Consider the following 25,038-nt stretch of genomic DNA (forward strand, 5'->3'; position numbering starts at 1 on the left):
CTACTCGTTAAATCCAGGTACGTCTACTTCTGGAAATTTAGATTTTAAATATTTTCTTGAATCACCTACTATTTTTCCTGGACTTCCGATGTATATGCTAAAGTCAGGAATGTTTCCTCGTACTACAGTTCCTGCACCAATGATGCATCCTTTTCCAATTTTGCAACCTGGCATAAGTATGGTTCCTGTTCCTACGAATGAAAAGTCGCCAATTTCAATAGTACTTAAGATTCCTAATGGTTTTTCTTGTGGAATGTCAAATGCTTTTGCTATGGTGTGTGGAGACCAATCGTGTGTTAACACGCGAATGTAACTAGACATTGTTACTTCTTTTCCGATAGAGATTAATGAATAGTCGGTACCATCAAACCAAATTTTAGAAGAAATATAGTTTGGCTTTCCGTTGAATTTCATTCCATATTTTTTGAAGAACTTGTATTGCATATTGGTTGCTCTTCTGGGTCTAAAATTCCCTATTAATTTTACTAATAAAAAAGTATATGCTTTTTCTATTTTACCTGGCTTCTTCTTCTTCATTGTTTATTTTTTTAAAGAGTTGTATCAACTGATCTTCATAAAATGGCATAATATTCGAATATTGCCTTGCGTTTTCTTTTAATTCTGATAGTTTAGATGGATTTGCAAATAGATTTTTTATTTCTTTTACTAATGCATCAATATCATTGTATGGCACTATAACTCCGAGGTTATTTTCTTTGATAAATTTTGCAGATTTCACCTCTTCATTTACAATAATTCCTATTCCCGTTTTTATAGCATCTCCCCATTTGTTTGATTCCGCATATTGGTTTATTTCCAATTTTGGATCGTAATAAGTTAATACTAAGTCAGATAGGAAGTAATTTGCTAATGTTTCCGCATTCGACAATTTTCCTCTGTATAGTACGTTTTTGTGTTTTGCTAATTCATCAGCGGCATCACAATCTAACTTTCCAATGAGGAGTATTTTTATATCGTCGTTGTCTAAACTATTTACCAATTGTAGTGCCTCATTCATTCCTCTACCAGCACCTAACCATCCGTTTATATTGATGACAAAGTTAGCAGGTTTTTCTAAATTCTTACTGATTTCTTTGGCTTTTTCTATTTGGCTTTCACTCGGCGTATTTTTTAGTACGTAGAATTTTTTAGATTCAAAATTATACCGTTCAGATCCTGGTACTACATGAAAGTGAACATTTCGTGATGTTCGCTTTTCAAGAAAGCGTATTATTTTTTCTATAAGTGAAGGAAATTTGAAGATCATTGAGAAGCGATCTGCATCATCAAACACTACTTTGAAGCCTTTTATTTTGGACGCTAGCATTGCTGGAAAAGCACTTTCAAAACCTAATGCCCAAACGATATCATTCTTCCCAAATTTAAAACAGTAGAAGAATGTTTTTATCAGCCATAAAAAATAAAGTCCTTTTACTTTTCTGGTTCCGTAACCACCACCTTTTAGGATGATTTTCTTTTCTATTTTAAAGTCGAATCTTTTTTCTTCGCTTTCTCCTGGTATTCTTTCCCAACCAACATGTTTGATATTTTTATATCCTAACGTGTCGTGCAAAAAAAGTGTTAGTTTGTATAGTCTAGTTCTTTCAGATAGTGACGAAAGTGGTGCAACTATTTTAATGTTTTTCATCTTTAAAAACGTTTACTGCGTAGCTATGCGATATGATTAGTCTTGCCAGCCAATGCAATGTTGTGAAGATAGCAATTACTATGATTAGTGTATCTACTTCTATTTTACTTATTAATCCTATGAGTATGAGTGTAATGTATGTTATGAGCACAGCCCAGTTTAACCCTGCTGTTTTGTATAAGAACGAGTTGCTTCCGAAGACACCTAAGTATAGTGAAGATGCTGTATATACGGTTCGAATCATACAACAAGACAATACAATTATTGCCAGTACGATGTTTACCTCATCAAACGATGTTCCTTTGAATTTGTATAGTAAAAATACGCCCGCTACAAAAGATATGATCGCCATGACAATGGCATATAATACTAGTTTTAGTTGAAGCGATCTGTAATCGGCAGTAGTGACTGTTTTTTTAGCTCTTAGTTTGGGACCAATGATAAAACCTATGAATCCGTTGGCACTTAGTATGATTGGACTGAAGTAGGCGAAATACATAAACAACTCGGACGAAATGTATTCGTTTCCGTACAGGTTGATGATGAATTGCTCTCCATAAACGGCACTCGTTAAAGTCATGTTGTGCAAAAAGAATGCAATTCCTGTTTTTCTGTGATCGTCGTATTTTAGTACTGCATCACCAGAAGGTGCTTTTTTATAGTTCTGATAGTAAAGAAATATGAGAATGATGAATATGAGTCCTAAACTCATTGCCAATAGGTTGAGCATACTTTTTTCGACTACGATAAAAAATGCCGCTGTGATGACTATTTTCCAACCGTTTGTTGCCAGTTGTGCAATGGTAAATTTTTGATTTGCTCTAAAAATTCCCGAAAGGAAAATCACCATCGAAAATAGATTCAAGGTGATAAAAAATAGTACTACGTTTTTTAGTGGATAGAAAAACCAAACTAACGAGGTTCCAATGATGCTTATTAAGAGTGATTGGAAGAAGAATTTCTTTTTGATGAAGTAATGTAGTTGCGGAACGCGTACCATTACTTGATCGAATCCTAAAATACAAAATCCACCAAGGATAAATATACTTGATTTATAAAATGCCCATTGACTTATAAAGTCTGAATCATAGTTTGTAGAGATGTAGATATCCAAGAAAAAAAAACTTGCCAATCCTAATCCATACAATCCCAATGAAGGCAAAATAGCTATTATTCTATTCATTTAATTCGCTTACCTTTCTATCTGCTATTTTTTTTGCTGGATTTCCAACATATATTCCGTACGGCTCTGTACTTTTGGTTACGACTGCTCCCGAACCAATGATACTTCCTTCTCCAATTGTTTTTACAGAAGGCATGATGAGTGCATTTGCACCAATCCATGCATAGTCTTCGATGACAATACTAGAATATGTGATTCCGTTTTTTTGCCAGTTTTTAAATTTGCCATTGATATCATGGTTGTGTGTAAAAATTTTTGCGCCGGCAGATACTGCTACTGCATGTCCAATTTTTACACCGCCAGAATAGTCAATGTATACTCCTTTTCCGAGGTTTATTTTACCGGTTCCTTCAAAAGAAGCATTTTCATTTCTGTGTGCTGATGAAATGTCCACGCCACTATCTACATATAGTTTTGGAGCTCCGTAATATTTTCTATAATAAAACCATCGAATATCCCGTAATACTGGAACTTGGAATATGTCCATGTTTTTCATTACTAGGATTCCTATTTTTAGGAGAATGTTATTTTTTAACATTTTAGATTTTTGACAAAATTAACAATTTTCTGTATCCAAGCTCGAATTCACTTGAAAAAAACAGTAAAAAAATGTAAAAAAGGAAATTCCTATGTATCTATTAATCACAGTTTCAGAAAAAGAAAACAGAATTATTAGTAATATGAAAGTCAGTTTTAGGAATTTAACGTTCAATTTATTTTTTATTGCTTGCACAATGAAACGGATGAATGCTATGATATAGATGATAACTCCTAGTATTCCTATTTCGCCCCAAAACTGCATGTATTGGTTGTGCGCATTGAATCCTACTTGGGTAAGCAAGTAACGACTCCAACCTACGTTTTTGTGTAATACGTCGTTAAAAGCCACGTCAAAGCCTTCTTTTCCGTAACCAAACCATGGCGCTTCTTTGATGAGTTCTATGGATGATGTCCACATTCTCCAACGGTTTCCAAGGAAATCTCCAGGGATTTTATCCGGTTCCGTAAGGTAAAGCCAAAATTCAGCAATATATTCACGAAGTCTTGGTGAAAATAGCAATACAACTCCAATTAGTACAGGGATTAATAGAAGTAAGTATGTTTTACGAAGACTCACTACAAATACTACAAAAAGGACACCTAAGCCTAAAAGACCGATTAAACTGTTTGATAAGAAGATGTGAATTAAGAAGAATAGTATGGCTGCTATTTTGTGCTTCATTTTCCAATCTAGTAAATACCAAACTACGGCAATGGCAAAGTTTAGGTAGATGGAATAATAGGATCTATCTAAGAAATTTGGAAAGTGTAGCGAGTAAAAGTGATTGAGCCAATTATGATTTTTGAAGAATACTTTTTGTTTTACCTCAGCAAATTCAAAGGTTGTCCAATTAAAATCGTTTACAAAAGGTTCTAGTAAGTTTAGCAAACAGGCAAAAATGACGCCGTATATGAACCACAAACAGACTTGATAGAGCGCTTTTTTATCAACATATACAATGGCAAAAGCAATGGGCAGTATGAGTAGTGAGAGCTTTTTTTCAATGGTTTTGAATAGAAAGTCTTCTTCAACAAAGAGATTTATAATTAAAAACACAAAGAATAGCACAAAGATGACGCTTACTTTTTTGAATTGCGCCAGCGAAAATTTCTTGATATTCACCAAGCTTCCTGCAAAAAACAGAATGAGTAAGATTGTCGATATTTTTTCACTCACATTGATACAAAATACAAAAGCACAGGCAATGTAAATTATGTACTGGTTTATTGATTTTTCTTTTAATGAGTTTGTAATTGCTATGTTCATAAATTACTATTTTTCAGACTCGTTTTTATGCTGTCATCATGCGTAAAAATACACAATGAGTTAAGTCTTGTTTATTATTGAAGCACTTCTTTAGTTGTATTGATTCCTTTGAGATATGAAAAAACGACTGCAAAACAGAAGGCGTTGGTGATAGAGAAGAATAAATTTCCTCCTAAGCTACTAATTAATAATATTGTTATAAAAAACACGGTATATAACCAGTCTTGTTTTTTGTGGAAGAATACTTTTTTTAGCATCAAAATATGTACAAACAGTCCTATGATTCCTAGAAACATGAAAATGTCTACAAATTCAAATTCTACTCTGTGTGCTTTTAAATCCATTCCGCCAATAAGATAGTTTCCCACATTCCAATTTTGTTTCATGTAGACGATGGCGTCTTCTAGGAGTAAATCTCTTTTGGAGGTAATAAATGTAATAAGTCCATGTTTTTCGTAGATATACGGTCCAAAACTGAACGAATTGATAGCAAGCGAAATGATTTTATCTTTTAAAACAACAAATGAGATGATTAATGCTGCGACAAACGAAATTCGATATACATTCTTTTTTAAAAGGATGAGAATGTGAATAAATGCTATGATGGCAAGAAATAACAATCCAGATTTTGTGCCAAGAAAAAAGACACCAATACACATGAATAATAAGTTTACAAGACTGCCTTTTTTGTATACGTATTTCAAGTATGCTATAATTGCTAGTAGCATGTAAAAATAACTACTTATTCCTGGCTCGGAAATGATTCCGTTAAACCCAAAGCGAATGGTATACGGATAGGATTTAAAGATATCTATTTTGAATAAAAAACCAATCACAATAAAGATGAGATTGATTTGCGCAATGAGAAAAAGTGCGTTGATCGTTTTTTCTAGGTGTTCTTTTTTAAAGTCTTTCAGCGCTAATAACAATAAAAAGAAGAAAATGAGTTTTAAAAAATAATAGCTTCTGCTAGTAAGTACTGCAAAAGCTTCTTGGTTGTATACTTTGATGATGAAATCGATGACAAAAATACCGACAAGAATGTATATGTATGTTGCCAATTTGGTATTCCGCAGATGCAATACAAAGTAGATTCCTAATAATACAACTGCTGCAATTTTTAAAACGGTACTTGGATAAAACGAAGCATCCATAGCGAATACTTCTTTGCATAATTTTGAAACAAAGTTCAAAAAGAAAAGCAATACCGCGAAAATTAAAATACTATTCGAGGATATAATTTTCGCGGTATTGCTTTTCATTCGTTGATTTTTATATAATCTGTAGCATCAATACATACATTGTAACGATGCGGTAACTATATTAAAGAGAAAACTCTTTGATGATTAACTTAGGTCTTCCTGGGTTTAAAATACCACCACCTGGCTTGTATAAGTATGCTTTTCCGCTTTTCATTTTCTTTCCAAGAATTTTGAAGTCTGGCAATACTAAAGCTACTGATTTTCCATCTTGTACTAATTCGCATTTTACACTTTTAGTTGTCAAACCTCTTTTTCTATCGCTCTCTTTCTCAATAGTACTTGGGTCTTCTGGATATAGCATTAATGCCAAATAATAGTTTTCTAGTTTTTCGTAGTTTGTTTCATCACTAAAGTAAAAAACAAAGTTGTACGTGTCTTTTTCTTTTCCTGGTACAACAGCAACTTCTTCTACACTAATTTCTTCGTCAAAAACATGTAACTCATCATGGATAAATCTTAATTCCTGATCAAACTTTTGAATTGCAGGATACGCAGGAACTACCTCTTTTTCTTTTTCTTTTGCAACTGGTGTTTCTTTCGCAGGATCTGTTTTCCCTGTTTTCTTTTCATCTTTACACGCAACGAAAGCCATTAAAGCAAAAAGTAAGATTATTTTCTTCATATTATTTATTTTCGATTTTTTGAATTTGAATCTCCAAATATACAATGATTATTTGTTTATGGAAATTTCTTTTTTTCTTAGTTAATAGTAATCACGGTTTTACGGATAATTTTAAGTAAAAAAATACTTGTATTCTTCTAAATTTTGGAAATATTACATACATTTTTTACTTATTTTTTTCTCCCGTAGTTGCAGTTAACACATTGATAATCAGTTATTTTTAATGTTTTTATTCCCTAAATTTGTATTCTAAAATAGTTTTGGTCAAGCTATTCTTACAAGTAGCCATTCTAGAAACGCTACATTTTTTAATTAATTTTTTAAAACAAAACAAATTATGGTTTTCGATTATGAAATACAGTATGATACTAATAATGTCATTACTGGTTATGAATATACTGTTCCAACAGGAAATGGAACTAGTTTAACTAGAACTATTGTTGCAGATGGCATTATAGATGATACTTCAAGTTTAGATGACATCCTTGATGAAATAGAAACATTGGGAGGAGGAACGTTAATTTTACCTCCTAATGTAACTATTGGCATCAACAGTCTTATTGACTTAAAGGACAATTTAACTATAAGATCTGCTGGAAATACTGTTATTAGAGACTTAGAAACGGCTTCCACTATGTTTAGATGCTTTGGTGTAAAAAATGTTACAGTCGATGGTCTAGTATTTGAAGGAACTGAAACTACTATTGTTGATCCTCCGAATGACCCAGTAGATGTTGGAACAAAAGTGGCAATTGCAATAAGAGAAAATTCAGATGGTAGCATTTTTAGTGAAAATATAACTATTCAAAACTGTGAATTTAGAGATGTTACTTTTAAAGCTTCTGTAACATCATCTCCAGCCTTTATTACAGCTAAAAACACGAATGAATTTACCGTTAAAAATTGTGAATTTTCTAATGGATCTCTTGGCATATCTGTAAGTGGTTCAAACAAAAATGTATACCTACGAGACAATGTTTTCAATAATACTTTAGATAACAATCCTATTAGAATTTCTGGAAGCAGTGCCAATGGCGAACGTACTGAAAATTTATGGATTACAGGCAACTACATGGAAATCGGGAGAGCTGCTTCTGAAATTGAAAATTCAGTCATTACAAGACTAGCAGATGGAAGAGCTTTCTTTAATGGCTACGATGTTGGTAGTAAACCAATTGGTAATGGCGCTATCAATATCACCTGTAAAGCATCTGAAACTGTACAATTGCATCATGAAAATGTAGTCATTGAAAATAATATTGCAGAAGGACCTGATTATGGTTTTTTTGATGGAGGTTCAGGAGATTTGTATAGTTTAAAAGATGTGGAACGGTTAACATGTACAGGCAACAGAGTTCGTAATTCAGGAGATTTAGGCTTTGCTATTGAGCGTTGCCATTTTGCTATCATTTCTAATAATACTGCCGATAGAAACAACTCTTGTGGAATTTCTATTTTTGACTCTACAAATGTTAATGTTATTGGAAATATTTGTCGTGATAATGAATTGACAAGAGATGGATTGTACGCAACTAACCCTTATGGTGGTATTCGTGTAGAAGGTGATAGTTTTAATGTATTGGTAGAAGGAAACTTTTTCTTTACAAGTTCAAGTGTGCAAAGGTCCTTAGTCAATGTCAATAGTCTAATTGATGAAAATAGGCCATATAACTCACCTGGAGTTCCTACTCAGCAATATGGTGTTGTAGTACAACAATCAGGAGAAAGTGGATCTGCTGATAATACTTCTGGTATTGAAGGTGCATATCAAAAAACACCATTCAATGTAAAAGTAGGACATAACCATACCAGTACACATTTTTGGGGAACTGTTTATAATAAAATGAAAGCCACACAGATTGTAGACACGTACAGTTCACATACCTTTCCACTGAAAGCAGATTATCCATTAGGAGCACGATTAAGAAATAATTTGACTTTTGCTTCTACATCGGCAACCAAAGAATGGTATGTAAGTCATAGAATAGAACTTTTTGTAAAGAAAGATGTTAATCTTATTAATGATCCTAACAATATTATAGAAGTAGCTGTTAGAACTGGTATTCCAGGGAATCAAACATCATTTTTAGATGAAAATCTCACTAATAGTAATTATAAATATATTATTAATGATGACTTGACTTCTATACAACAAGACGACATTATCGGTGTTATGCTAGATGATTACAGTGTACATTGGACAAAAATTAGTGCTGTAACTGTCGATGGAAATACAGCCACCATTACGCTTCAAGATGATTTGCCTGATAATGTTTCAATACGATTAAATGAAAGACCTGATGTTATCGATATTGAACGTGAAAACAAAATCGTAAAAAGAGTAGTGTCTTTACGTTGGGAACCTTTAATTTAATTTTTAAAGTATCATAAAAACAAAAGAGGCTGTCTAAAAAGTCATAATTTCGTCAAACCGAACTTGATTCGGTTTCGCATAAGAGTTGAAAATCAGCTTTATGAGATTCTGGATCAAGTCCAGAATGACGACTTTTGAAACTTTTCAGACAACCTCTTTTTTATATCTATTATAGTATAATCTTACTTAAACACACCGCAAAAATCAAGCGTACTTGCTGTTTTTTCTAAGCTAGAAAATTCTCTGTGTGCTACTAAATATACAACAATATCTGCTTGTGCTAATGCAGCATCAACTGTATGTATATCAAATTTTTTGTGCGATTTTATATTTGGCTCCACCGCTAATACATTGAAACCATCATTTACCAACGTATCTACAACTAATAATGCTGGCGATTCGCGTAAATCGTCAATATTTGGTTTAAAAGCCAATCCCATACAAGCAATTTTAGCATCTTTACCATTGTCAATTTTGAATTGTAAAGCGGTGTTTTTCACCTTTTCAATTGCCCATTCTGTTTTGTAATTGTTAATTTCTCTTGCAGAACGAATGATTTTTGCTTTTTCTGGAAATTCAGAAACTATAAACCATGGATCTACCGCAATACAATGTCCACCAACACCAGTTCCTGGCTGTAAAATATTTACACGCGGATGTTTGTTTGCTAAGTTGATTAATTCCCATACATTGATTCCTGCTTCATCACAAATCATAGAAAGCTCGTTTGCAAACGCAATTTGTACGTCTCTTGATGAGTTTTCAACCAACTTACACATTTCTGCCGTTTTAGAGTTGGTTCTGTGCAATTCTCCTTTTACAAAGTGTCTGTAAAATTCAACCGCTTTTTCAGTAGATTCAGCATCGATTCCACCAATAGCTCTATCGTTATGCTCTAATTCGTAAATTACGTTTCCTGGCAATACACGTTCTGGACAGTATGCCATGTATATTTTTCCAATCAATTCAGGACGTTCCGCTTCAATAACGGCTTGCATTTTATCGGTAGTTCCTACAGGACTTGTCGATTCTACAATGACTAATGCACCTTCTTTTAAGGTTGGCAATAATGCTCTTGTAGCCGATTCTACATACGAAATATCTGGCTCGTAATCGCCTTTAAATGGTGTTGGAACAGCAATTAAATACACATCTGCTTCTACTGGTGATGTACTTGCGGTTAAAAAACCATCTTTTACTACTTTATGTACCAAACCATCTAAATCTGGTTCAACAATATGGATTTCTCCTTTGTTAATAGTATCTACAACATGTTGATGAATATCAACTCCTGTAACTTTTATTTCTCTACTTGCAATTAACGCTGCGGTAGGAAGTCCAATATATCCTAGACCTACCATAACAACACTCGGTTTATTCGCCATGATTCTGTATTATAATTTTGACATGTATGTAACGATCTTATCACAAGCAGTTCCATCTCCATACGGATTGTGTAGCTTGCTCATTTTTTGATAAGCAGATTCGTCTGTTAGTAATTTATTCGCTTCGCTGATAATTTTTTCGGTATTTGTTCCAACCAATAATACGGTTCCTGCGTCTACAGCTTCTGGACGTTCTGTAGTATCACGCATAACCAATACAGGTTTTCCTAAACTTGGTGCTTCTTCTTGCACGCCGCCACTATCGGTAATTATTAAGTTCGATTTGTCCATTAACCATACAAATGCAGGATACGACAATGGTTTTATTAAATTCACATTGTCAATATCTGCCAATAATTCGTATACTGGTTTTTGTACGTTCGGGTTTAAGTGTACAGGATAAATAATTTGTGTATCAGGATGATCGGTTGCAATTTGTTTTAACGCACTGCAAATATTGATAAATCCTTGTCCGTGATTTTCTCTACGGTGTCCTGTAACTAATATTAATCGTTTAGAAGTATCTAAAACTCCTTTTAAGTCTTCAATTTCTTGATCTTCAAATCCTGTCGATTTTACTTTGTTTGCGCTAAAGTGCAACGCGTCAATCACAGTATTTCCTGTAATTAATATGTTTTTATCTGCAACATTTTCGTTAAGCAGATTTTGTTTTGATGTTTCTGTTGGAGAAAAATGATAGTCACAAATACTTCCTGTAACACATCTGTTCATTTCTTCTGGGAAAGGCGATCTCATATTAAACGTACGCAATCCAGCTTCTACATGACATACTTTAGCTCCTGAATAAAAAGCTGCAATACTTGTTGCCATTGTCGTTGTAGTATCTCCATGAACATATACATAGTCTGGCTGAAATTCTTCCAATACAGGCTTTAAATTCATGATAATATCTGAAGTTAAACCATATAAATTCTGATTCGGCTTCATTAAGTCTAAATCATAATCTGGAGTTATTTCAAAAAATGAAAGTACCTGATCCAGCATTTCTCTGTGCTGTGCCGTGATACAAACTTTTGTTTCAAAAGTGTCTTGGTGTTTTAAAAATTCTTTTACCAATGGTGCCATTTTTATGGCTTCTGGTCGTGTACCAAATACAATTAGGTTTTTTTTCATCAGTTTGTTTTTGTTCTTTATTTATTGTTTTTACGGCTATAATCTCTCTGTAACTATTGGTTTAGGGAAGAAATTTTTCGCGTCAAAAATAATACATCCTGCTTTAAAAAAGGGAGTTACGTCAATTTTATTGAAACTTTTATGGGCAACTGCCAAAATAATCGCCCTCGTGTCGTTTGAAATGGTAGACACTAAGTCAATATTATATTCCTTTTTTACTTCAGAAGCATTTACATTGTCGTCAAATACCTCAACTTCAATACCGTACTCCGAAAGTTCATGCACAATATCAATAACGCGTGTGTTTCGTATATCGGGACAGTTTTCTTTAAATGTGATTCCCAAAATAGTCACTTTGGCGCCTTTGATTAACTTTCCTTGTTTTATCATGAGTTTTACCACGCGTTCTGCGATGTATTTGCCCATGTTATCGTTTATTTTTCTTCCTGCTAATATTACTTGCGGAATGTATCCTACACTTTTCGCCTTGTGCGTTAAATAATACGGATCTACACCAATACAATGTCCGCCAACCAAACCTGGCGTAAACGGCAAAAAGTTCCACTTTGTTCCAGCAGCTTCTAATACTTCGTGTGTGTCAATTCCTAGTTTGCCAAAAATCAATGCCAATTCGTTTACAAACGCAATATTGATATCGCGTTGCGAATTTTCAATTACTTTGGCAGCCTCAGCTACTTTTATAGACGACGCTTTAAACGTTCCTACGGTAACAATACTTTTATATAATTCGTCAATCGTTTCCGCAATTTCAGGCGTACTTCCCGAAGTAACTTTGACAATGTTGTTAACTCTGTGTTTTTTATCTCCCGGATTGATTCTTTCTGGAGAATATCCGCAGAAAAAATCTGTATTAAATACCAATCCACTTTGCATTTCTAAAATTGGCACACACACTTCTTCGGTGCAACCTGGAAAAACGGTCGATTCATAAATGACAATATCATCCTTCCTTAAAACTGAACCTACCAAGTTTGAAGCAGCTTCTAAAGGTCTTAAGTCTGGAAATTTATGATCGGTAATTGGTGTCGGAACGGTTACAATGTACACAGTTGCTTTTGCAATGTCGGAAGCTTTGTTTGTATACTGCAAGGTGGAAGCTTCTTGCAATTCTGCTGCGCTAACTTCAAGCGTATGATCGTTTCCTTGTTGCAATTCTTGAATGCGCGCTTCGTTGATATCAAATCCAATGACTTGATATCCTTTTTTGCTGAATTCAACCGCAAGTGGCAATCCAACATATCCTAAACCTATTATGGAAATTACCTTATTCGTCATTTGCTTCCGCTTGCTTTTTAAAAAAGTCGTACGTAATGGCCAAACCATCGCGCACGGTATATTTTGGATTGTATCCTAATAGTGTTTTTGCTTTTGTAATATCGGCTAACGAATCGCGCACGTCACCAATTCGGCTTTCTCCATGAGAAACTTCAACAGTACTTTTTGTAATTTCTTTGATGTTATTCCACAAATCGTTTACACTAATTCGATCGCCCACAGCAACATTGAAAACTTCGTGTTTTGTAATTTCTGAAAATACTGCTTTTATATTTGCCTGAATTACATTTTCGACAAATGTAAAATCTCTCGTTTGATTTCCATCTCCGTTGATTGTTACTTTTGTGTTATGTATTCCTGCATTGAAAAATAGCGGAATTACTGCCGCATACGCTCCTTTTACATTTTGTTTTGGTCCAAAAACGTTGAAATAACGCAATCCTACCGAATGAAAGTCAAAGTTTGTAGAAAAATTATCTGCGTATAATTCGTTTACATATTTTGTAATTGCGTACGGAGATAACGGTTTCCCAATAATTTCTTCTTGTTTTGGCAATGCTTTACTATCGCCATACGTACTAGAAGAAGCTGCATAGATCATTCGTTTTACGCCTGCATCGCGTGAAGCTACTAACATGTTTAAAAAACCTGCAATATTTACTTCATTTGATGAAATAGGATCGTTAAACGAGCGCGGTACAGAACCTAAGGCTGCTTGGTGCAACACAAAGTCCATTCCGGCAACAGCCGTAGTACATGTTTCTAAATCGCGAATATCACCAAGGACGAATTCGAAATTCGGATGCGATTCAAATTCGGCAATATTATGTTTAAAACCTGTGGCTAAGTTGTCTAATACACGTACTTTTTTGGCGTTGTGTTTTAGTAAATATCCTACTAAATTGGACCCGATGAATCCTGCGCCACCTGTGATTAAAAAACTGTAATTACTAAGGTGTTCGTGGTGATATGCTTCTTGATACATGTTGCTATTATTCGCTGCAAAACTAGCTATAAATTTTAATACTAGGAAATAAATGAGTTTTAAGGGGAAATACCCTTTATAGAAAAGGTTTTATCCCCTTTTATTTTATCGTATTTTTCTAACAAGAAACCACGGATTTAGTAAGTTTTCTTTGTTGTATTTTAGTGGTTTGTTGGTTTCTAGCGAATACACTTCAAGTCCGACAGCCTTGCAAATAGCATGTCCGGCCGCAGTGTCCCATTCCATTGTGGGCGCGTAACGCGGATAATACGACGCTTGTCCTTCCGCCATTAAACAGAACTTTAACGAACTTCCTGCTTTGATTAGGTTGACTTCTTTTCCTTCGGTTTCAAGCGTATCAATAAAGTCTATTACTTTTTGGTTTGTATACGAATGACTTGAAGTTAAGGTAATGACGCCATTTTCGTTTGCTGCAAAGATTTCTTTGGCGTTTTGGAAAAGTTCAGGCGTAATAGCATGTGAGTCTAATTCAATTTTGAATGCTTTTTTTTCTGCAGGAATCGCAAAGTATAACGATTTTACCGCAGGAATATATATGACACCTAAGAGTGGTTTTCCGTTTTCTACCAACGCTATATTTACGGTAAACTCGCCATTTCGTTTGATGAATTCTTTGGTTCCGTCAAGTGGATCTACAATCCAGCATTGTTGCCAATTTTGGCGAATTTCATAACTAGCGTGTTCGCCTTCTTCGCTTAATACGGGAATTTTTGTGCTTTGTAAAGCTTTTTGAATGTAGATATCAGCTTTTTTATCTGCAATGGTTACAGGTGAATCGTCCGATTTTCTTTCTACGTCCACGATTTGATTTTCGTAGATATCCATAATGATCATGCCTGCATTTACAGCAGCTTCTACGGCAGTGTATAGATATTGTTTCATCAAATTATAAATGATTTTGCATAAGCTTTCGCAAACTTTCTTGCCAAGTAATTGTGTTAATAATGTTGCGAACTTTCGTTTTGTCGAGCACACTATTTTCTGGTCGTGCCGCTTTGGTTTTATACGTAGCTACCGATTTTAAAGAAGGTTGATCCGCCGCAGCGAGATTCAAATTTTGAATGATTTCTTTCGTAAAATCGTACCAAGTAGCTTCGCCATCATTGCTAAAGTGATAAATTCCGTAGTTTTTGTTTGCTGTGTTGATGATTTCTACAATCAATTCAGCCAAATCGTTCGCGTTTGTCGGCGTTCCTTTTTGTTCGGTTGTGATCGTAAGATTTGCCTTTTCTGCTGCTTTTCGCAAGATGAGTTTGTAGAAATTATTCCCAAATTCAGCATATAACCATGAAGTACGAATGATGAAATAATTATCGAATACTTCTTGAATGTTTTGTTCGCCTTTAAGTTTTGACGCGCCATATACACTTATCGGGTTTGTTGTATCCGTTTCTATGTATGGTGATGTTTTTGTGCCATCAAATACATAATCTGTAGAAATATGTAGTAAGGTCACATTATTGTCAGCGCATGCTTTCGCGAGATTTTTGGCTGCTTCGGCATTTACCAAATACGCTTTGTCTTCTTCGCTTTCGGCTAATTCTACATTCGTATATGCAGCACAATTTACACAATAATCAATTTCGTGATTTAAAAAGTAATCATTCACCAAAGTTGTATCAGTAATGTCTAATTCTTTCGATGATTTAAAGTGAAAGTGAATGTCAGAATGTTGGTGTTGTATCTTTTGAATACAGTGTCCTAATTGACCATTTGCGCCAGTTACTAAAACCGTTTTCATAACGATACTGATTTCAAGTTGGGAAGCAATTTGTCTTTATCAGAAAGCATAATTTCATCTTCGTTCAACATCCAATCTATTGCAATATCAGCATCATTGTAAATAATTCCCGATTCTGCTTCTTTGTTATAAAAATTATCACATTTATACGCGAAAATGGTATCATCTTGCAACACTGCAAAACCATGTGCAAATCCTCTTGGCACAAAAAGTTGTTTGTTGTTTTCGGCATTTAGAATGATGGAAAAATGCTGTCCGTACGTTTCAGAATCTGGACGAATGTCTACCGCAACATCTAGCACTTCGCCACGAATGACACGTACCAATTTTGCTTGTGCATGTTCGCCTTTTTGAAAGTGCAAACCGCGCAACACACCTTTTTGCGAAACGGATTGATTGTCTTGTACAAAATGCACCTTTGCTGGAAATTTTTGTTCGTTATAGCTTTCCATAAAGCTTCCTCTAGAATCTCCGAATACTTGAGGTTCTATGACAAAACAGCCCGCTAATGGTGTGTGTGTTATGTTCAAGACGTTGTTTTTATTGTATTTCTAATAGATGTTTTCCATAACCGCTTTTTAAGAGTGGTTTTGCCAATTCATCTAGTTGTTTTTTGCTAATGAATCCCATTCTATATGCCGCTTCTTCAATGGCTCCAATTTTGAGTCCTTGACGCTCTTCAATAACTTGTACAAATTGTGAAGCTTGCATTAATGAGTTGAATGTTCCTGTGTCTAACCAAGCTGTTCCTCTATCGAGAATGCTTACACTTAGTTTTCCTTTTTCCAAATATACACGATTTACATCGGTAATTTCGAGTTCGCCACGTCCGCTTGGTTTGATGTTTTTGGCAATTTCTACGACGTCATTGTCATAAAAATAAATCCCTGGAACTGCGTAATTTGATTTTGGCTTTGCTGGTTTTTCTTCTATTGAAATTGCGTTGCCATTGTCATCAAATTCTACGACTCCGTAACGTTCTGGATCGTGTACGTGATATGCATAAATAATTCCACCTTCAGGATTGTTGTTTGCTTGTAATAAATTTGCCAAACCTGAACCGTAAAATATATTATCGCCCAAAATTAAGGCAACTTTGTCATCACCAATGAATTTTTCGCCAATGATAAACGCTTCTGCCAATCCGTTTGGATTTTCTTGTACTTCGTACTGAAATTCGCAACCAAATTTTTTGCCGTCGCCCAATAGTTTTTGGAATAATGGCAAATCTTGCGGTGTTGAAATGATGAGTATTTCACGAATTCCTGCGCTTATCAGAGTGGAAACAGGATAGTATATCATCGGTTTGTCGTATACAGGCATTAATTGCTTACTTACTGCAAGCGTAAGTGGATGCAATCGTGTTCCTGATCCGCCGGCTAATACTATTCCTTTCATTTGTATATTTCTATTTTATTAAATCTGTCAAATGGAATTTGTCAGTAAACAACTAAATTAATATAACAACCATCGTTAAGACTTATTCCATCTGTTTGTTACTATTTTGTTGTGTACTTTTCCAAATACCATTCAATCGTTTTTAAAATGCCCGATTCAAAGTTTTCTTCAGCTTTCCAACCGAGTTCATTTTCTATTTTATTTGCATCAATTGCATATCGAAAATCGTGTCCTGGTCTGTCTTTTACAAAACTAATTTGTTCTTTGTATGAAGTTTCTTTTGGACGTAATTTGTCTAACAATTCACAAATTGTGTTTGCAATGTACACATTTGTACGTTCGTTTCTTCCACCAATATTGTAGGTTTCACCAGCTTTTCCTGTTTGGTATACTAAGTGAATTCCTTTGCAATGATCTAATACGTATAACCAATCGCGGATATTCATTCCATCACCATAGATGGGAATATTTTCTCCTGTAACTGCTTTACGAATGATGGTCGGAATTAACTTTTCATCATGTTGTTTTGGCCCGTAATTGTTTGAACAGTTTGTGGTTACTACATTCATTCCGTAGGTATGAAAGTAACTGCGTACAATAAAATCGGACGATGCTTTAGACGCACTGTACGGACTGTTTGGTGCGTACGATGTATCTTCTGTAAACAAACCTGTTTCTCCGAGCGTTCCATAAACCTCATCGGTTGAAATGTGATGAAAACGGCAATTTTCATAACCTGATTTCACTTGATTTGGTCCGTGCATCCATGATTTTTTGGCTACATCCAATAAATTAAACGTTCCAAAGATATTCGTTTGTATGAACGCATCAGGATTTTTGATAGAGTTGTCTACATGTGATTCTGCTGCAAAGTGAATTACCGCTTTAAAGTCATACGTTTCAAACAACTTTTCTATCAAATTTCTATCACAAATATCGCCTTCTACAAACGTATAATTTTGATGATTACTTATTTCTGCCAAGTTTGCCAAATCGCCAGCATAGGTGAGTTTGTCAATATTTACAACCGTTGTGTCTTGGTGTTGTTCCAAGAAATACGGAATATAGTTTGCACCTATAAATCCTGCTCCTCCAGTAATAAGTACGGCGTTTTTAGGCATTCAGTCGTTTGTTTTCTGCGTATGTATTTAAGTACTTGTTTAATTCTCTCAATAAGATAAACATTAATAACAATGAAATCGTAAGCATTGGAATTCTGTATAAATATCTATCGTAAAAATTTCTAATTCTTGCTCCAGGAGAAAAATCACTCAATACATTGATTGTTTCACTTTCCATTTCTTTTTTCCTGTTGATTTCAAGAATTCTATTGGCAATTTTTTCATTCACAGCTAATAACTCAATTTCTTTTGTCTTTCTTTCGTTATTAGACGCTAATTGAATGTACGTATTGGATGCCTTTCCGGTACTTTCTTTAGGCTCTTGTAATAGTAAGTCTTTGTAAACTTCACTTAACGTATCAATTTTTACCAATTGCTTTTCTAGCGCTTTTGACTGTTTTTCAAGATTCTGTATGTTGATTTCTTTCTGTCTCTTAATATGAAAGTTTTCAATATTATTTGTGATGATTGGCTTCTGTAATAAAGGAATCATTTCTTTATCAGCAGAATACACAGAAATTTCATGAACTGAAAAGTCTAACGGACTGGTGTTTTGCTTGAACTTATCAAAATCGATTTCATTCATGACAAAAGTAGTATCCGCCGTTTTCATAAATTCATTATAAGCTTTTAGCATTCCGTTGTCAGTAACATCTGGCTCAATTATAAAAGCTCGAAGACTACCTGCAACATCTTTTGGAATATCAAAAATACCTGCAAGCTTTGTACTATCACCTTCTTCTACAAGTCCGTTGTAATATTTAATGTTTGAGTATAATTGACGTGTACTTCCGTAGTTTGTTTGCAAATACATGCTTGATCCGTATATAGGTTCTTTTCTTGAATCTATAAACCATCCAATAACAACACTTAAAAACCCTACAATTACAAATTTAACAATATGCACCCTAACAATAATTAAGGCTCTTATTAATAGATCTAGTAGGAATAAAAGTATGTTTCTTATGAATAAAAAGAACTTGCTAAAAGCACTTCCAATCATTCTGAACAGCTCTTTTAAGTCTATTTCATTGCCAGATTGTGGTTTTTCAGGCAGCACATTTTGGTTATTATCGCTCATTTTTTTTTTATTAGTTGTTAAATAGTTGTTCTAATATTTTTCTTGTTATTAAATATGTAGGTTTTACACCTGTTGTTCCCAATCCACCAGAAGCTAATGTGCTTCCAGTTTCTAATGGGTTATCTGAAGCATAGTAAGCATATCTTACTTTTACATCTTCTGAGATACTTCTTCTAATTTTTGAAGCTGATTGAATGGCTTTTTGGTAATGCGCACCTTCCATTTCGAGTCCGATGACATTCCAAGTAGAATCGTGGAAGAATTTTAAGATGTCTTTGTTTTGTAAAGACGTTCCTAAAACACTAATCATTGAACCTTCAAATACTTCAAGTCCATGACCTTCTAAGTCTTCTTTTTCCAATTCGTTTTTAACAGGATAATTATCTGCGGTTCCTTCAAAAATATGTGCCGACGGAATCATAATGTCTCCTTTTCCGCCTTCTAGTATTCCTGCTTTTCCCATAATGGAAATTGAAGCCACATTTAAGTATTCTTTTTGTGTTTTGTCTTCGCTTGTGTACGGCTTTAAAAACTCATCAATAGTTTCGTATGCTTGTTCCCCAAAGGCATAATCCATTACAAATAACACCGGCTTTTCGTCATCAGTTGGCGCACAACATGTGTATGTGGTTTTACTAAAGTCGATTTTGGCGGTGTCAAAAATTTGCACGTTGATGTTTGTACCTGATTCATCTTCAATGTAAATCATTCCTTTTTTCAACGCTTCTTTTTCAACTTTATTACGAAGCGAATTGTTTCCTGAAGTACTTAATGCTTCAAAAACATCAAATTCGTCGGTCGTATTGAGTTGTTTTTGCAACAATTTTGGTGCAAATATAGAGTTCATTACACTGTGCATATTGGCACTAATGATATGAATTGGTCTGTGTAATAGTTTATTGTCTTTTAATACTTTTTTGATGTTATTTGCCCAAATTTCTCCATGAATATGGTGTCCTAAGCGTTCGCGTAATACAGGACTAAAAGTGATGGTTCTTTTTTCGCTTTTGGTTACTTCTTTTATGGCTAATTTCCCTAACCAATAAATAATATTTAAGAAACGCTCTGGATTTTCTTTTGTAGAAAAGGTTTTGTGTGCGCTTAATATTTCTTCAAAAGTTCTCCCTAAAATATTGGCAGCATGCGTAATAGCAACTTCACGTTCTGCTAAGGTTAGTTTTTTCTTTTTACAAACTGCGCTTTCTAGTTTTTCCCAATCGCGCGTTGTTTCTCCATCTTCTCCAATTAAAACACGATCGCTAATTTTGTGCGATTCTATAAATAAAAACGTTAAATGCGTTAGTATATCATAAATTTCAGAGCGACCACGTGTAATTTCAATGTTCATTTGTTCCTCATCAATTCGGTAGCAGTTTCTACGTCTTTTTGGAGGAATGATGGCTTTGAAGTGTGAATTTTTATAGCCTTCGTCTGAAGTTAAGTTGATAAAACGGCATTCTTCAATACCTATTGGCAAACGATCAATGACATATAATAGTCCATTGATTTCTGCTTTTTGATCAGCAATAGAACCATATATTTCAGGGCGCAACACAAGTAAAGATTGACGCAGTGTTTCTCCAGAAACTCCCATTGGTTTGTAAAACCCACGATTAAATAAATGCCTCATGGTGATGTACAAACGTTCAATAGCTCCTGATGATTCTTGCGCTCTTGTTCTTTCGTGTATTCTAATGTTACTCATAAATGATTTTTCCGCACAAAAATACAAGTTAATTTGATATTTCTAAGCTTTTTTGTAATTCGTTAGCATTTCCGCTATTTTTCTATCATTGGACAATCTAGGAATTTTATTTTGTCCGCCCAATTTTCCGATCGATTTCATATAGTTTTGAAAGCCATCTTTCTGAATTTGAGTGACTTGCAAACGTTTTAAAATTTTTCCATCAATCAAATCTAAATAATAACTGTTTTGTTGCTGTAAAGAAGCATCAATCGTTTCTGCGAATGTTTCTATGTTTTTTGGCGCTTTTTCAAACTCAATAAACCATTCGTGGTACGGTAAATCGTCTGTTGGATTTATTTGTGGCGCTACCGTAAATTCATTTATGCTTGCGCCAGATTGTTGCAATGCATCGTTTAATGCCTGTTCTACTTCTTTGCCAATGACATGTTCGCCAAACGCCGAAATAAAGTGTTTGATACGCCCCGAAACAATGACTTTGTATGGTTTTACGGAAGTAAATTCGACTGTATCGCCAATGTTATATGCCCAAAGTCCTGCGTTTGTAGAGATAATCATTACGTAATTTACACCAAGTTGCACATCTTTTATGGTGATTCGGGTTGGATTTTCGTCAAAAAATTCGTCCGCTTTGATGAATTCGTAAAATATGCCCGAATTCAACTGCAACAGCATTCCTTTGTCGTTTTGTTGGTCTTGAAAGGCAAAAAATCCTTCACTTGCCGGATACAATTCAATACTATCTACTTTTCGTCCAATTAAATTTTCAAACTTATTGCGATACGGTTCAAAGTTGACACCTCCAAAAATAAACAGGTTGAAATCGGGGAAAACATCGCCTATTTTTTTACCAGTTCGCGCTTCTATTCGTTCAAAATACATTTGTACCCACGATGGAATTCCGCTGATAATCGCCATTTTTTCGTGCAGCGTTTCATCAACAATCGCTTCTACTTTGGTTTCCCAGTCTTCAATACAATTGGTTTCCCAACTTGGCATTCTGTTTTTTTGTAAATATCCAGGTACATAATGTGCTACAATTCCAGAAAGTCGCCCAAGTTTTACACCGTTTTTTTCGTTTAATACTGGACTTCCTTGCAAAAAGATCATTTTTCCATCTACAAAATCGGTTTTTCCTGTTTCAGCAATGTATAATAAGATGGCGTTTCGTGCGGCTTCTACATGCGTTGGCATGGATTCTTTGGTGATGGGAATGTATTTTGCGCCCGAAGTTGTTCCTGAAGTTTTGGCAAAGTATACCGGTTTTCCTTTCCAGAGAATGTCTTTTTCGCCTGCTACTACTCTATCTACATACGATCGTAACGCTTCATAATCGCGAATGGGAACGCGTTTTACAAAATCGGCATGCGACTGAATATTTCCAAAATCATGATCTTTTCCAAATTCAGTATACGCCGCTTCTTTTAAAAGTTTTTGAAATACTTTTTCTTGCGTTTGCACTGGATTGTTTGCCCATTTTGACACTTTTTTTTGAATGCGTTTTGCAAATGGTTTTGCTAAAAGGGCTTTGAGTGATTTCATCTGTATGCGTTTGAGTTCTTGATTAAATCAGCTATAATTTAAAATCAATAAATGATGCGGGATCGATGGAATAGCCTTCGCTCCAAAGTTCAAAATGTAAATGCGGTCCTGTGGTGAGTTCGCCTGTATTTCCTGCGGTTGCAATAACTTCGCCTGCGGTAACCAAATCGCCTTGTTGTTTTGTTAAAGACGCGTTGTGTTTGTACACCGATATTAAATTGTTTGAATGTTCAATGATAATGACATAGCCAGTTTCGGCAGTCCATTCGGAAAAAATAACCGTTCCGTCTGCCGTTGCTTTTACAGGCGTATCTTTTAGTACAGCGACATCCACTGCAAAGTGTTTTTCTTTCGGATTGTATTTTTGAGTAATTTGTCCTTTTACAGGCGGAAAGAGTTTAAATTTCACTTTGGAGGTTGCCGTTTCAAGCAAATTGTATTTGTCTTCTTGCGCTACTTCTTCACGCAAAAGCGAATCTTCTTTGTTTGGCACTAAATCTGTTGCATCAAGATCGATTTCGAAAGACTTAAATAGTGAATCTTTATTGATGCTTTCGCTTTTTATTTCTCCCGTAAGGACATTACGAATAGAATGAAGGTAGACAGAATCTCTACGTGAAATTTGTTCTAACGAATCAATTTTTTCATTCAAATCAATGGCTTTTTGTTTTAATGCTGTTGACGAATAGCCTGGAATATATTCCCGTAAGGAAGTAAACGCAATTAAAAACGTGGTGAGTACGATGAGCAGAATTGCAGAAAATCCAACCAACACAAAAACATTTAAACGTGTGAGTTTAAATGAAATGCGCTCTTCAAAAGTATCTTCATTAAGAATAACCAAACGATACTTATGCAAAAGCTTCTTTTTGAGTTGTCGTTTTTTTCGGTTTTCTTTTGCCATGATTGTTTTATTCATCACAAACTTAAAAGAAAATTATTAGGAATAAATTGTATTGAAGTGTTTTTTTTGTGCTTCTTTGACGCTAGATACCTATTTATTTTTACCTTTGTAACTTAAATTATAAACATTATGATGTCATTAAATATGTTTTTGGCCATTCCGGGTGGATACTCAATCATCTTAATTGTAGTAGTTGTATTACTTTTGTTTGGAGGACGAAAGATTCCAGAATTAATGCGCGGATTAGGTAGCGGAATTAAGGAATTTAAGGAAGCAAGTAAAGGCGAAGAAGAAACGAAGAAAGTAGAGAAAGAGTAGTTTCCTATTTTATATAACATACAAAATCCATACTGTAACGGTATGGATTTTTTTGTATCCAGTAACATTTGAGAATTATGATAGACGTATTTTTTTATGAAAATCACCCAAAAAGAAGTAACACAATTAATTACAATAGAAAAGCCCGACACATTTCGAGCGCATTTTATCTGTTTTCTTTTTAAAAACAAAAAAACACACGGAAGTAGTACTAACAACGAAGTTAGATTGTGGCAACATAATAGCTGGACAGGAAGTTTGTACGCTGTTTTTACCTTTACATTTAATAGTGAAAACCACTTGACCGACATTAAAGCAAAACTCAATGTGTATGGAAAAAGCTTTTTCTTGGGAATATTTATCATATTATCTGCCTTTTTTTCTTGGAGACTTTCCACTTTGTATCAAAACGAACGATTTTGGCTGTACGCATCTATTATTGGAATTTTTATGATACTATATGTTGTGTTTTGTAAAGCTGTGTATGAAGGTGAAAAACGTATGATGCGGAACGCTATTTTTGAGAAATTAGCTATTGAAATGACTGACAAACAACTCATAAATGAAGGTTCATTTTTTGGTGTTTTTAGTAGACTTTTCACTTATCCTATTGGTTTGTTTGCATTGTATGCTAGTATTTTTCACTTTTTCCCAAATCAAAAATACGGATATGCAATATTTACGATGATAGTCGTTTCTGCGTATTTTATTACAGATATTATTTTACTTTTTAGAAAGAAAAAAATATAAAAAATCTTATATCGAAACTACCGAAAACATATTTGAACATTTTGAGTTGGTATTTAATTTTTTAAAACATAGGTTTCCTGTAAAGAAGTGATCAAATGTGGCGCTTATTTCATAACTTCATCCTATGAAAACACGTTTTATCCTGTTTGTAACCGTTTTAATCTGTTTTGTTTCTTGTAGGGAGCAAGCATCGAAAAATACTGAGAAAGTACCGCAACAAGAAGTTTCAAAAGATACGGTTTCGCCAAAAGTCAATGCTCACGAAAGTGAAATTAAAAAAGAAATAGATTTCACTTCTAGGTTAGAAGAAAAAGTACAACGATTATCGAAATTAGAACATAAGTATCAAATTAAGAATTTCGAGAAAGTATCTCCCGCAAAAACCATTCTTTTTGGAGGTTTGCAACGTATGATAAGATTGAGAGATACAGTGTATAAAGATATTGATCTTGACATGTTTAAAAATGGACTTCATGAGGTTTCAACTGCATTTTTAAAAGGTGCTAAACCAATGCAACCAAACGGAAATTTATATCCGAGAGTTACAATTGAAGAGTACATTTTTAAAACACCCGAAATTGCTAAAACTACGTTTAATATGTTGAAAAAATCGCAAAAACACGGTAGTTTGTGGATGTATATTAGCAAAGCGCCACACGATTTTTTTTTAGAAGAAAACCGAATGTATATTATGATTTCTGGCGGGCATTATATGATGGGAATTTATAAGGATATTGCTGAAAAAATTAAAAAGTAAACCG

At 34.4% G+C, this 25,038-nt stretch carries 24 protein-coding genes; 4 read left to right on the forward strand and 20 right to left on the reverse strand.

Annotated elements, in window-relative coordinates; genetic code table 11:
- The 7 genes from AB8B65_RS02130 to AB8B65_RS02160 all read right to left on the reverse strand — a co-directional run bounded on the left by AB8B65_RS02130 (position 1) and on the right by AB8B65_RS02160 (position 6,522).
- Positions 1-537 carry an acyltransferase gene (locus AB8B65_RS02130; protein ID WP_405299152.1) on the reverse strand — a complete coding sequence of 179 codons (537 nt, stop codon included), beginning with the start codon at positions 535-537 and terminating at the stop codon, positions 1-3.
- Entirely contained in the window at positions 515-1,648 is a 1,134-nt protein-coding gene (locus tag AB8B65_RS02135) for a hypothetical protein (RefSeq protein ID WP_405299153.1), read from the reverse strand. Before AB8B65_RS02135 ends, AB8B65_RS02130 begins: the two co-directional genes overlap by 23 nt.
- Positions 1,635-2,831 carry a hypothetical protein gene (locus tag AB8B65_RS02140; RefSeq protein WP_405299154.1) on the reverse strand — a complete coding sequence of 399 codons (1,197 nt, stop codon included), beginning with the start codon at positions 2,829-2,831 and terminating at the stop codon, positions 1,635-1,637. The genes AB8B65_RS02135 and AB8B65_RS02140 overlap by 14 nt, the downstream gene beginning before the upstream one ends.
- Positions 2,824-3,369 carry an acyltransferase gene (locus tag AB8B65_RS02145; RefSeq protein WP_405299155.1) on the reverse strand — a complete coding sequence of 182 codons (546 nt, stop codon included), beginning with the start codon at positions 3,367-3,369 and terminating at the stop codon, positions 2,824-2,826. Before AB8B65_RS02145 ends, AB8B65_RS02140 begins: the two co-directional genes overlap by 8 nt.
- 18 nt (positions 3,370-3,387) lie before the next feature.
- Positions 3,388-4,638, reverse strand: coding sequence for an O-antigen ligase family protein (locus AB8B65_RS02150; protein ID WP_405299156.1), 1,251 nt, complete (start codon positions 4,636-4,638; stop codon positions 3,388-3,390).
- A gap of 74 nt (positions 4,639-4,712) precedes the next feature.
- Complete coding sequence (locus tag AB8B65_RS02155; RefSeq protein ID WP_405299158.1) at positions 4,713-5,792, reverse strand: hypothetical protein; 1,080 nt, start codon at positions 5,790-5,792, stop codon at positions 4,713-4,715.
- Positions 5,793-5,961: 169 nt separating this feature from the next.
- Positions 5,962-6,522 (reverse strand): hypothetical protein, encoded by a 561-nt coding sequence (locus AB8B65_RS02160; RefSeq protein ID WP_405299159.1) that lies wholly within the window; start codon positions 6,520-6,522, stop codon positions 5,962-5,964.
- A 337-nt stretch (positions 6,523-6,859) separates the two neighbouring features.
- Here AB8B65_RS02160 and AB8B65_RS02165 point away from each other — a divergent pair, with 337 nt between their 5' ends.
- On the forward strand, positions 6,860-8,896 hold the full coding sequence (locus AB8B65_RS02165) for a NosD domain-containing protein (RefSeq protein WP_405299160.1): 2,037 nt from the start codon (positions 6,860-6,862) through the stop codon (positions 8,894-8,896).
- A 182-nt stretch (positions 8,897-9,078) separates the two neighbouring features.
- Here the strand turns inward: AB8B65_RS02165 and wecC are convergent, their stop codons facing one another.
- The 13 genes from wecC to AB8B65_RS02230 form a co-directional block, all read right to left on the reverse strand.
- A complete protein-coding gene (wecC, locus tag AB8B65_RS02170; RefSeq protein WP_405299161.1) occupies positions 9,079-10,281 on the reverse strand; it encodes a UDP-N-acetyl-D-mannosamine dehydrogenase in 1,203 nt (400 codons plus the stop codon).
- Positions 10,282-10,290: 9 nt separating this feature from the next.
- Positions 10,291-11,415 (reverse strand): non-hydrolyzing UDP-N-acetylglucosamine 2-epimerase, encoded by a 1,125-nt coding sequence (gene wecB, locus AB8B65_RS02175; RefSeq protein WP_405299163.1) that lies wholly within the window; start codon positions 11,413-11,415, stop codon positions 10,291-10,293.
- A 36-nt stretch (positions 11,416-11,451) separates the two neighbouring features.
- Positions 11,452-12,711: a nucleotide sugar dehydrogenase gene (locus AB8B65_RS02180; protein WP_405299164.1), complete on the reverse strand. Its 1,260-nt coding sequence runs from the start codon at positions 12,709-12,711 to the stop codon at positions 11,452-11,454.
- Positions 12,701-13,696 carry an SDR family oxidoreductase gene (locus AB8B65_RS02185; protein ID WP_405299165.1) on the reverse strand — a complete coding sequence of 332 codons (996 nt, stop codon included), beginning with the start codon at positions 13,694-13,696 and terminating at the stop codon, positions 12,701-12,703. Before AB8B65_RS02185 ends, AB8B65_RS02180 begins: the two co-directional genes overlap by 11 nt.
- 105 nt (positions 13,697-13,801) lie before the next feature.
- Positions 13,802-14,599, reverse strand: coding sequence for a 3'(2'),5'-bisphosphate nucleotidase CysQ (cysQ, locus tag AB8B65_RS02190; protein WP_405299166.1), 798 nt, complete (start codon positions 14,597-14,599; stop codon positions 13,802-13,804).
- 4 nt (positions 14,600-14,603) lie between these two features.
- Positions 14,604-15,458, reverse strand: coding sequence for a dTDP-4-dehydrorhamnose reductase (gene rfbD, locus AB8B65_RS02195; protein WP_405299167.1), 855 nt, complete (start codon positions 15,456-15,458; stop codon positions 14,604-14,606).
- Positions 15,455-15,988: a dTDP-4-dehydrorhamnose 3,5-epimerase gene (gene rfbC, locus AB8B65_RS02200; protein ID WP_405299168.1), complete on the reverse strand. Its 534-nt coding sequence runs from the start codon at positions 15,986-15,988 to the stop codon at positions 15,455-15,457. The genes rfbD and rfbC overlap by 4 nt, the downstream gene beginning before the upstream one ends.
- A 10-nt stretch (positions 15,989-15,998) precedes the next feature.
- Entirely contained in the window at positions 15,999-16,856 is an 858-nt protein-coding gene (gene rfbA, locus AB8B65_RS02205; protein WP_405299169.1) for a glucose-1-phosphate thymidylyltransferase RfbA, read from the reverse strand.
- Between the two features lie 101 nt (positions 16,857-16,957).
- Entirely contained in the window at positions 16,958-17,977 is a 1,020-nt protein-coding gene (rfbB, locus tag AB8B65_RS02210) for a dTDP-glucose 4,6-dehydratase (RefSeq protein ID WP_405299170.1), read from the reverse strand.
- A complete protein-coding gene (locus tag AB8B65_RS02215) occupies positions 17,970-19,058 on the reverse strand; it encodes a hypothetical protein (RefSeq protein ID WP_405299171.1) in 1,089 nt (362 codons plus the stop codon). Before AB8B65_RS02215 ends, rfbB begins: the two co-directional genes overlap by 8 nt.
- 10 nt (positions 19,059-19,068) lie before the next feature.
- Entirely contained in the window at positions 19,069-20,763 is a 1,695-nt protein-coding gene (locus AB8B65_RS02220; RefSeq protein ID WP_405299172.1) for a DUF6909 family protein, read from the reverse strand.
- 42 nt (positions 20,764-20,805) lie between these two features.
- On the reverse strand, positions 20,806-22,305 hold the full coding sequence (locus AB8B65_RS02225; protein WP_405299173.1) for a GH3 auxin-responsive promoter family protein: 1,500 nt from the start codon (positions 22,303-22,305) through the stop codon (positions 20,806-20,808).
- Positions 22,306-22,336: 31 nt separating this feature from the next.
- Entirely contained in the window at positions 22,337-23,209 is an 873-nt protein-coding gene (locus AB8B65_RS02230; protein ID WP_405299174.1) for a M23 family metallopeptidase, read from the reverse strand.
- Positions 23,210-23,338: 129 nt separating this feature from the next.
- Here AB8B65_RS02230 and tatA point away from each other — a divergent pair, with 129 nt between their 5' ends.
- The 3 genes from tatA (at position 23,339) to AB8B65_RS02245 (ending at position 25,034) form a co-directional block, all read left to right on the forward strand.
- Positions 23,339-23,527, forward strand: coding sequence for a twin-arginine translocase TatA/TatE family subunit (gene tatA, locus AB8B65_RS02235; protein WP_405299175.1), 189 nt, complete (start codon positions 23,339-23,341; stop codon positions 23,525-23,527).
- A gap of 96 nt (positions 23,528-23,623) precedes the next feature.
- Entirely contained in the window at positions 23,624-24,277 is a 654-nt protein-coding gene (locus tag AB8B65_RS02240; protein WP_405299176.1) for a hypothetical protein, read from the forward strand.
- Between the two features lie 124 nt (positions 24,278-24,401).
- Complete coding sequence (locus AB8B65_RS02245; RefSeq protein WP_405299177.1) at positions 24,402-25,034, forward strand: hypothetical protein; 633 nt, start codon at positions 24,402-24,404, stop codon at positions 25,032-25,034.
- The last annotated feature ends 4 nt before the right edge of the window (positions 25,035-25,038 follow it).

It is taken from the genome of Kordia sp. (assembly GCF_045105435.1).
GTDB lineage: Bacteria > Bacteroidota > Bacteroidia > Flavobacteriales > Flavobacteriaceae > Kordia.

Coding starts and splice junctions, on each gene's coding strand:
- AB8B65_RS02130 (WP_405299152.1), bottom strand. CDS start 537: ATGAAGAAGAAGAAGCCAGGTAAAATAGAAAAAGCATATACTTTTTTA.
- AB8B65_RS02135 (WP_405299153.1), bottom strand. CDS start 1,648: ATGAAAAACATTAAAATAGTTGCACCACTTTCGTCACTATCTGAAAGA.
- AB8B65_RS02140 (WP_405299154.1), bottom strand. CDS start 2,831: ATGAATAGAATAATAGCTATTTTGCCTTCATTGGGATTGTATGGATTA.
- AB8B65_RS02145 (WP_405299155.1), bottom strand. CDS start 3,369: ATGTTAAAAAATAACATTCTCCTAAAAATAGGAATCCTAGTAATGAAA.
- AB8B65_RS02150 (WP_405299156.1), bottom strand. CDS start 4,638: ATGAACATAGCAATTACAAACTCATTAAAAGAAAAATCAATAAACCAG.
- AB8B65_RS02155 (WP_405299158.1), bottom strand. CDS start 5,792: ATGGATGCTTCGTTTTATCCAAGTACCGTTTTAAAAATTGCAGCAGTT.
- AB8B65_RS02160 (WP_405299159.1), bottom strand. CDS start 6,522: ATGAAGAAAATAATCTTACTTTTTGCTTTAATGGCTTTCGTTGCGTGT.
- AB8B65_RS02165 (WP_405299160.1), top strand. CDS start 6,860: ATGGTTTTCGATTATGAAATACAGTATGATACTAATAATGTCATTACT.
- wecC (WP_405299161.1), bottom strand. CDS start 10,281: ATGGCGAATAAACCGAGTGTTGTTATGGTAGGTCTAGGATATATTGGA.
- wecB (WP_405299163.1), bottom strand. CDS start 11,415: ATGAAAAAAAACCTAATTGTATTTGGTACACGACCAGAAGCCATAAAA.
- AB8B65_RS02180 (WP_405299164.1), bottom strand. CDS start 12,711: ATGACGAATAAGGTAATTTCCATAATAGGTTTAGGATATGTTGGATTG.
- AB8B65_RS02185 (WP_405299165.1), bottom strand. CDS start 13,696: ATGTATCAAGAAGCATATCACCACGAACACCTTAGTAATTACAGTTTT.
- cysQ (WP_405299166.1), bottom strand. CDS start 14,599: ATGAAACAATATCTATACACTGCCGTAGAAGCTGCTGTAAATGCAGGC.
- rfbD (WP_405299167.1), bottom strand. CDS start 15,458: ATGAAAACGGTTTTAGTAACTGGCGCAAATGGTCAATTAGGACACTGT.
- rfbA (WP_405299169.1), bottom strand. CDS start 16,856: ATGAAAGGAATAGTATTAGCCGGCGGATCAGGAACACGATTGCATCCA.
- rfbB (WP_405299170.1), bottom strand. CDS start 17,977: ATGCCTAAAAACGCCGTACTTATTACTGGAGGAGCAGGATTTATAGGT.
- AB8B65_RS02215 (WP_405299171.1), bottom strand. CDS start 19,058: ATGAGCGATAATAACCAAAATGTGCTGCCTGAAAAACCACAATCTGGC.
- AB8B65_RS02220 (WP_405299172.1), bottom strand. CDS start 20,763: ATGAGTAACATTAGAATACACGAAAGAACAAGAGCGCAAGAATCATCA.
- AB8B65_RS02225 (WP_405299173.1), bottom strand. CDS start 22,305: ATGAAATCACTCAAAGCCCTTTTAGCAAAACCATTTGCAAAACGCATT.
- AB8B65_RS02230 (WP_405299174.1), bottom strand. CDS start 23,209: ATGGCAAAAGAAAACCGAAAAAAACGACAACTCAAAAAGAAGCTTTTG.
- tatA (WP_405299175.1), top strand. CDS start 23,339: ATGATGTCATTAAATATGTTTTTGGCCATTCCGGGTGGATACTCAATC.
- AB8B65_RS02240 (WP_405299176.1), top strand. CDS start 23,624: ATGAAAATCACCCAAAAAGAAGTAACACAATTAATTACAATAGAAAAG.
- AB8B65_RS02245 (WP_405299177.1), top strand. CDS start 24,402: ATGAAAACACGTTTTATCCTGTTTGTAACCGTTTTAATCTGTTTTGTT.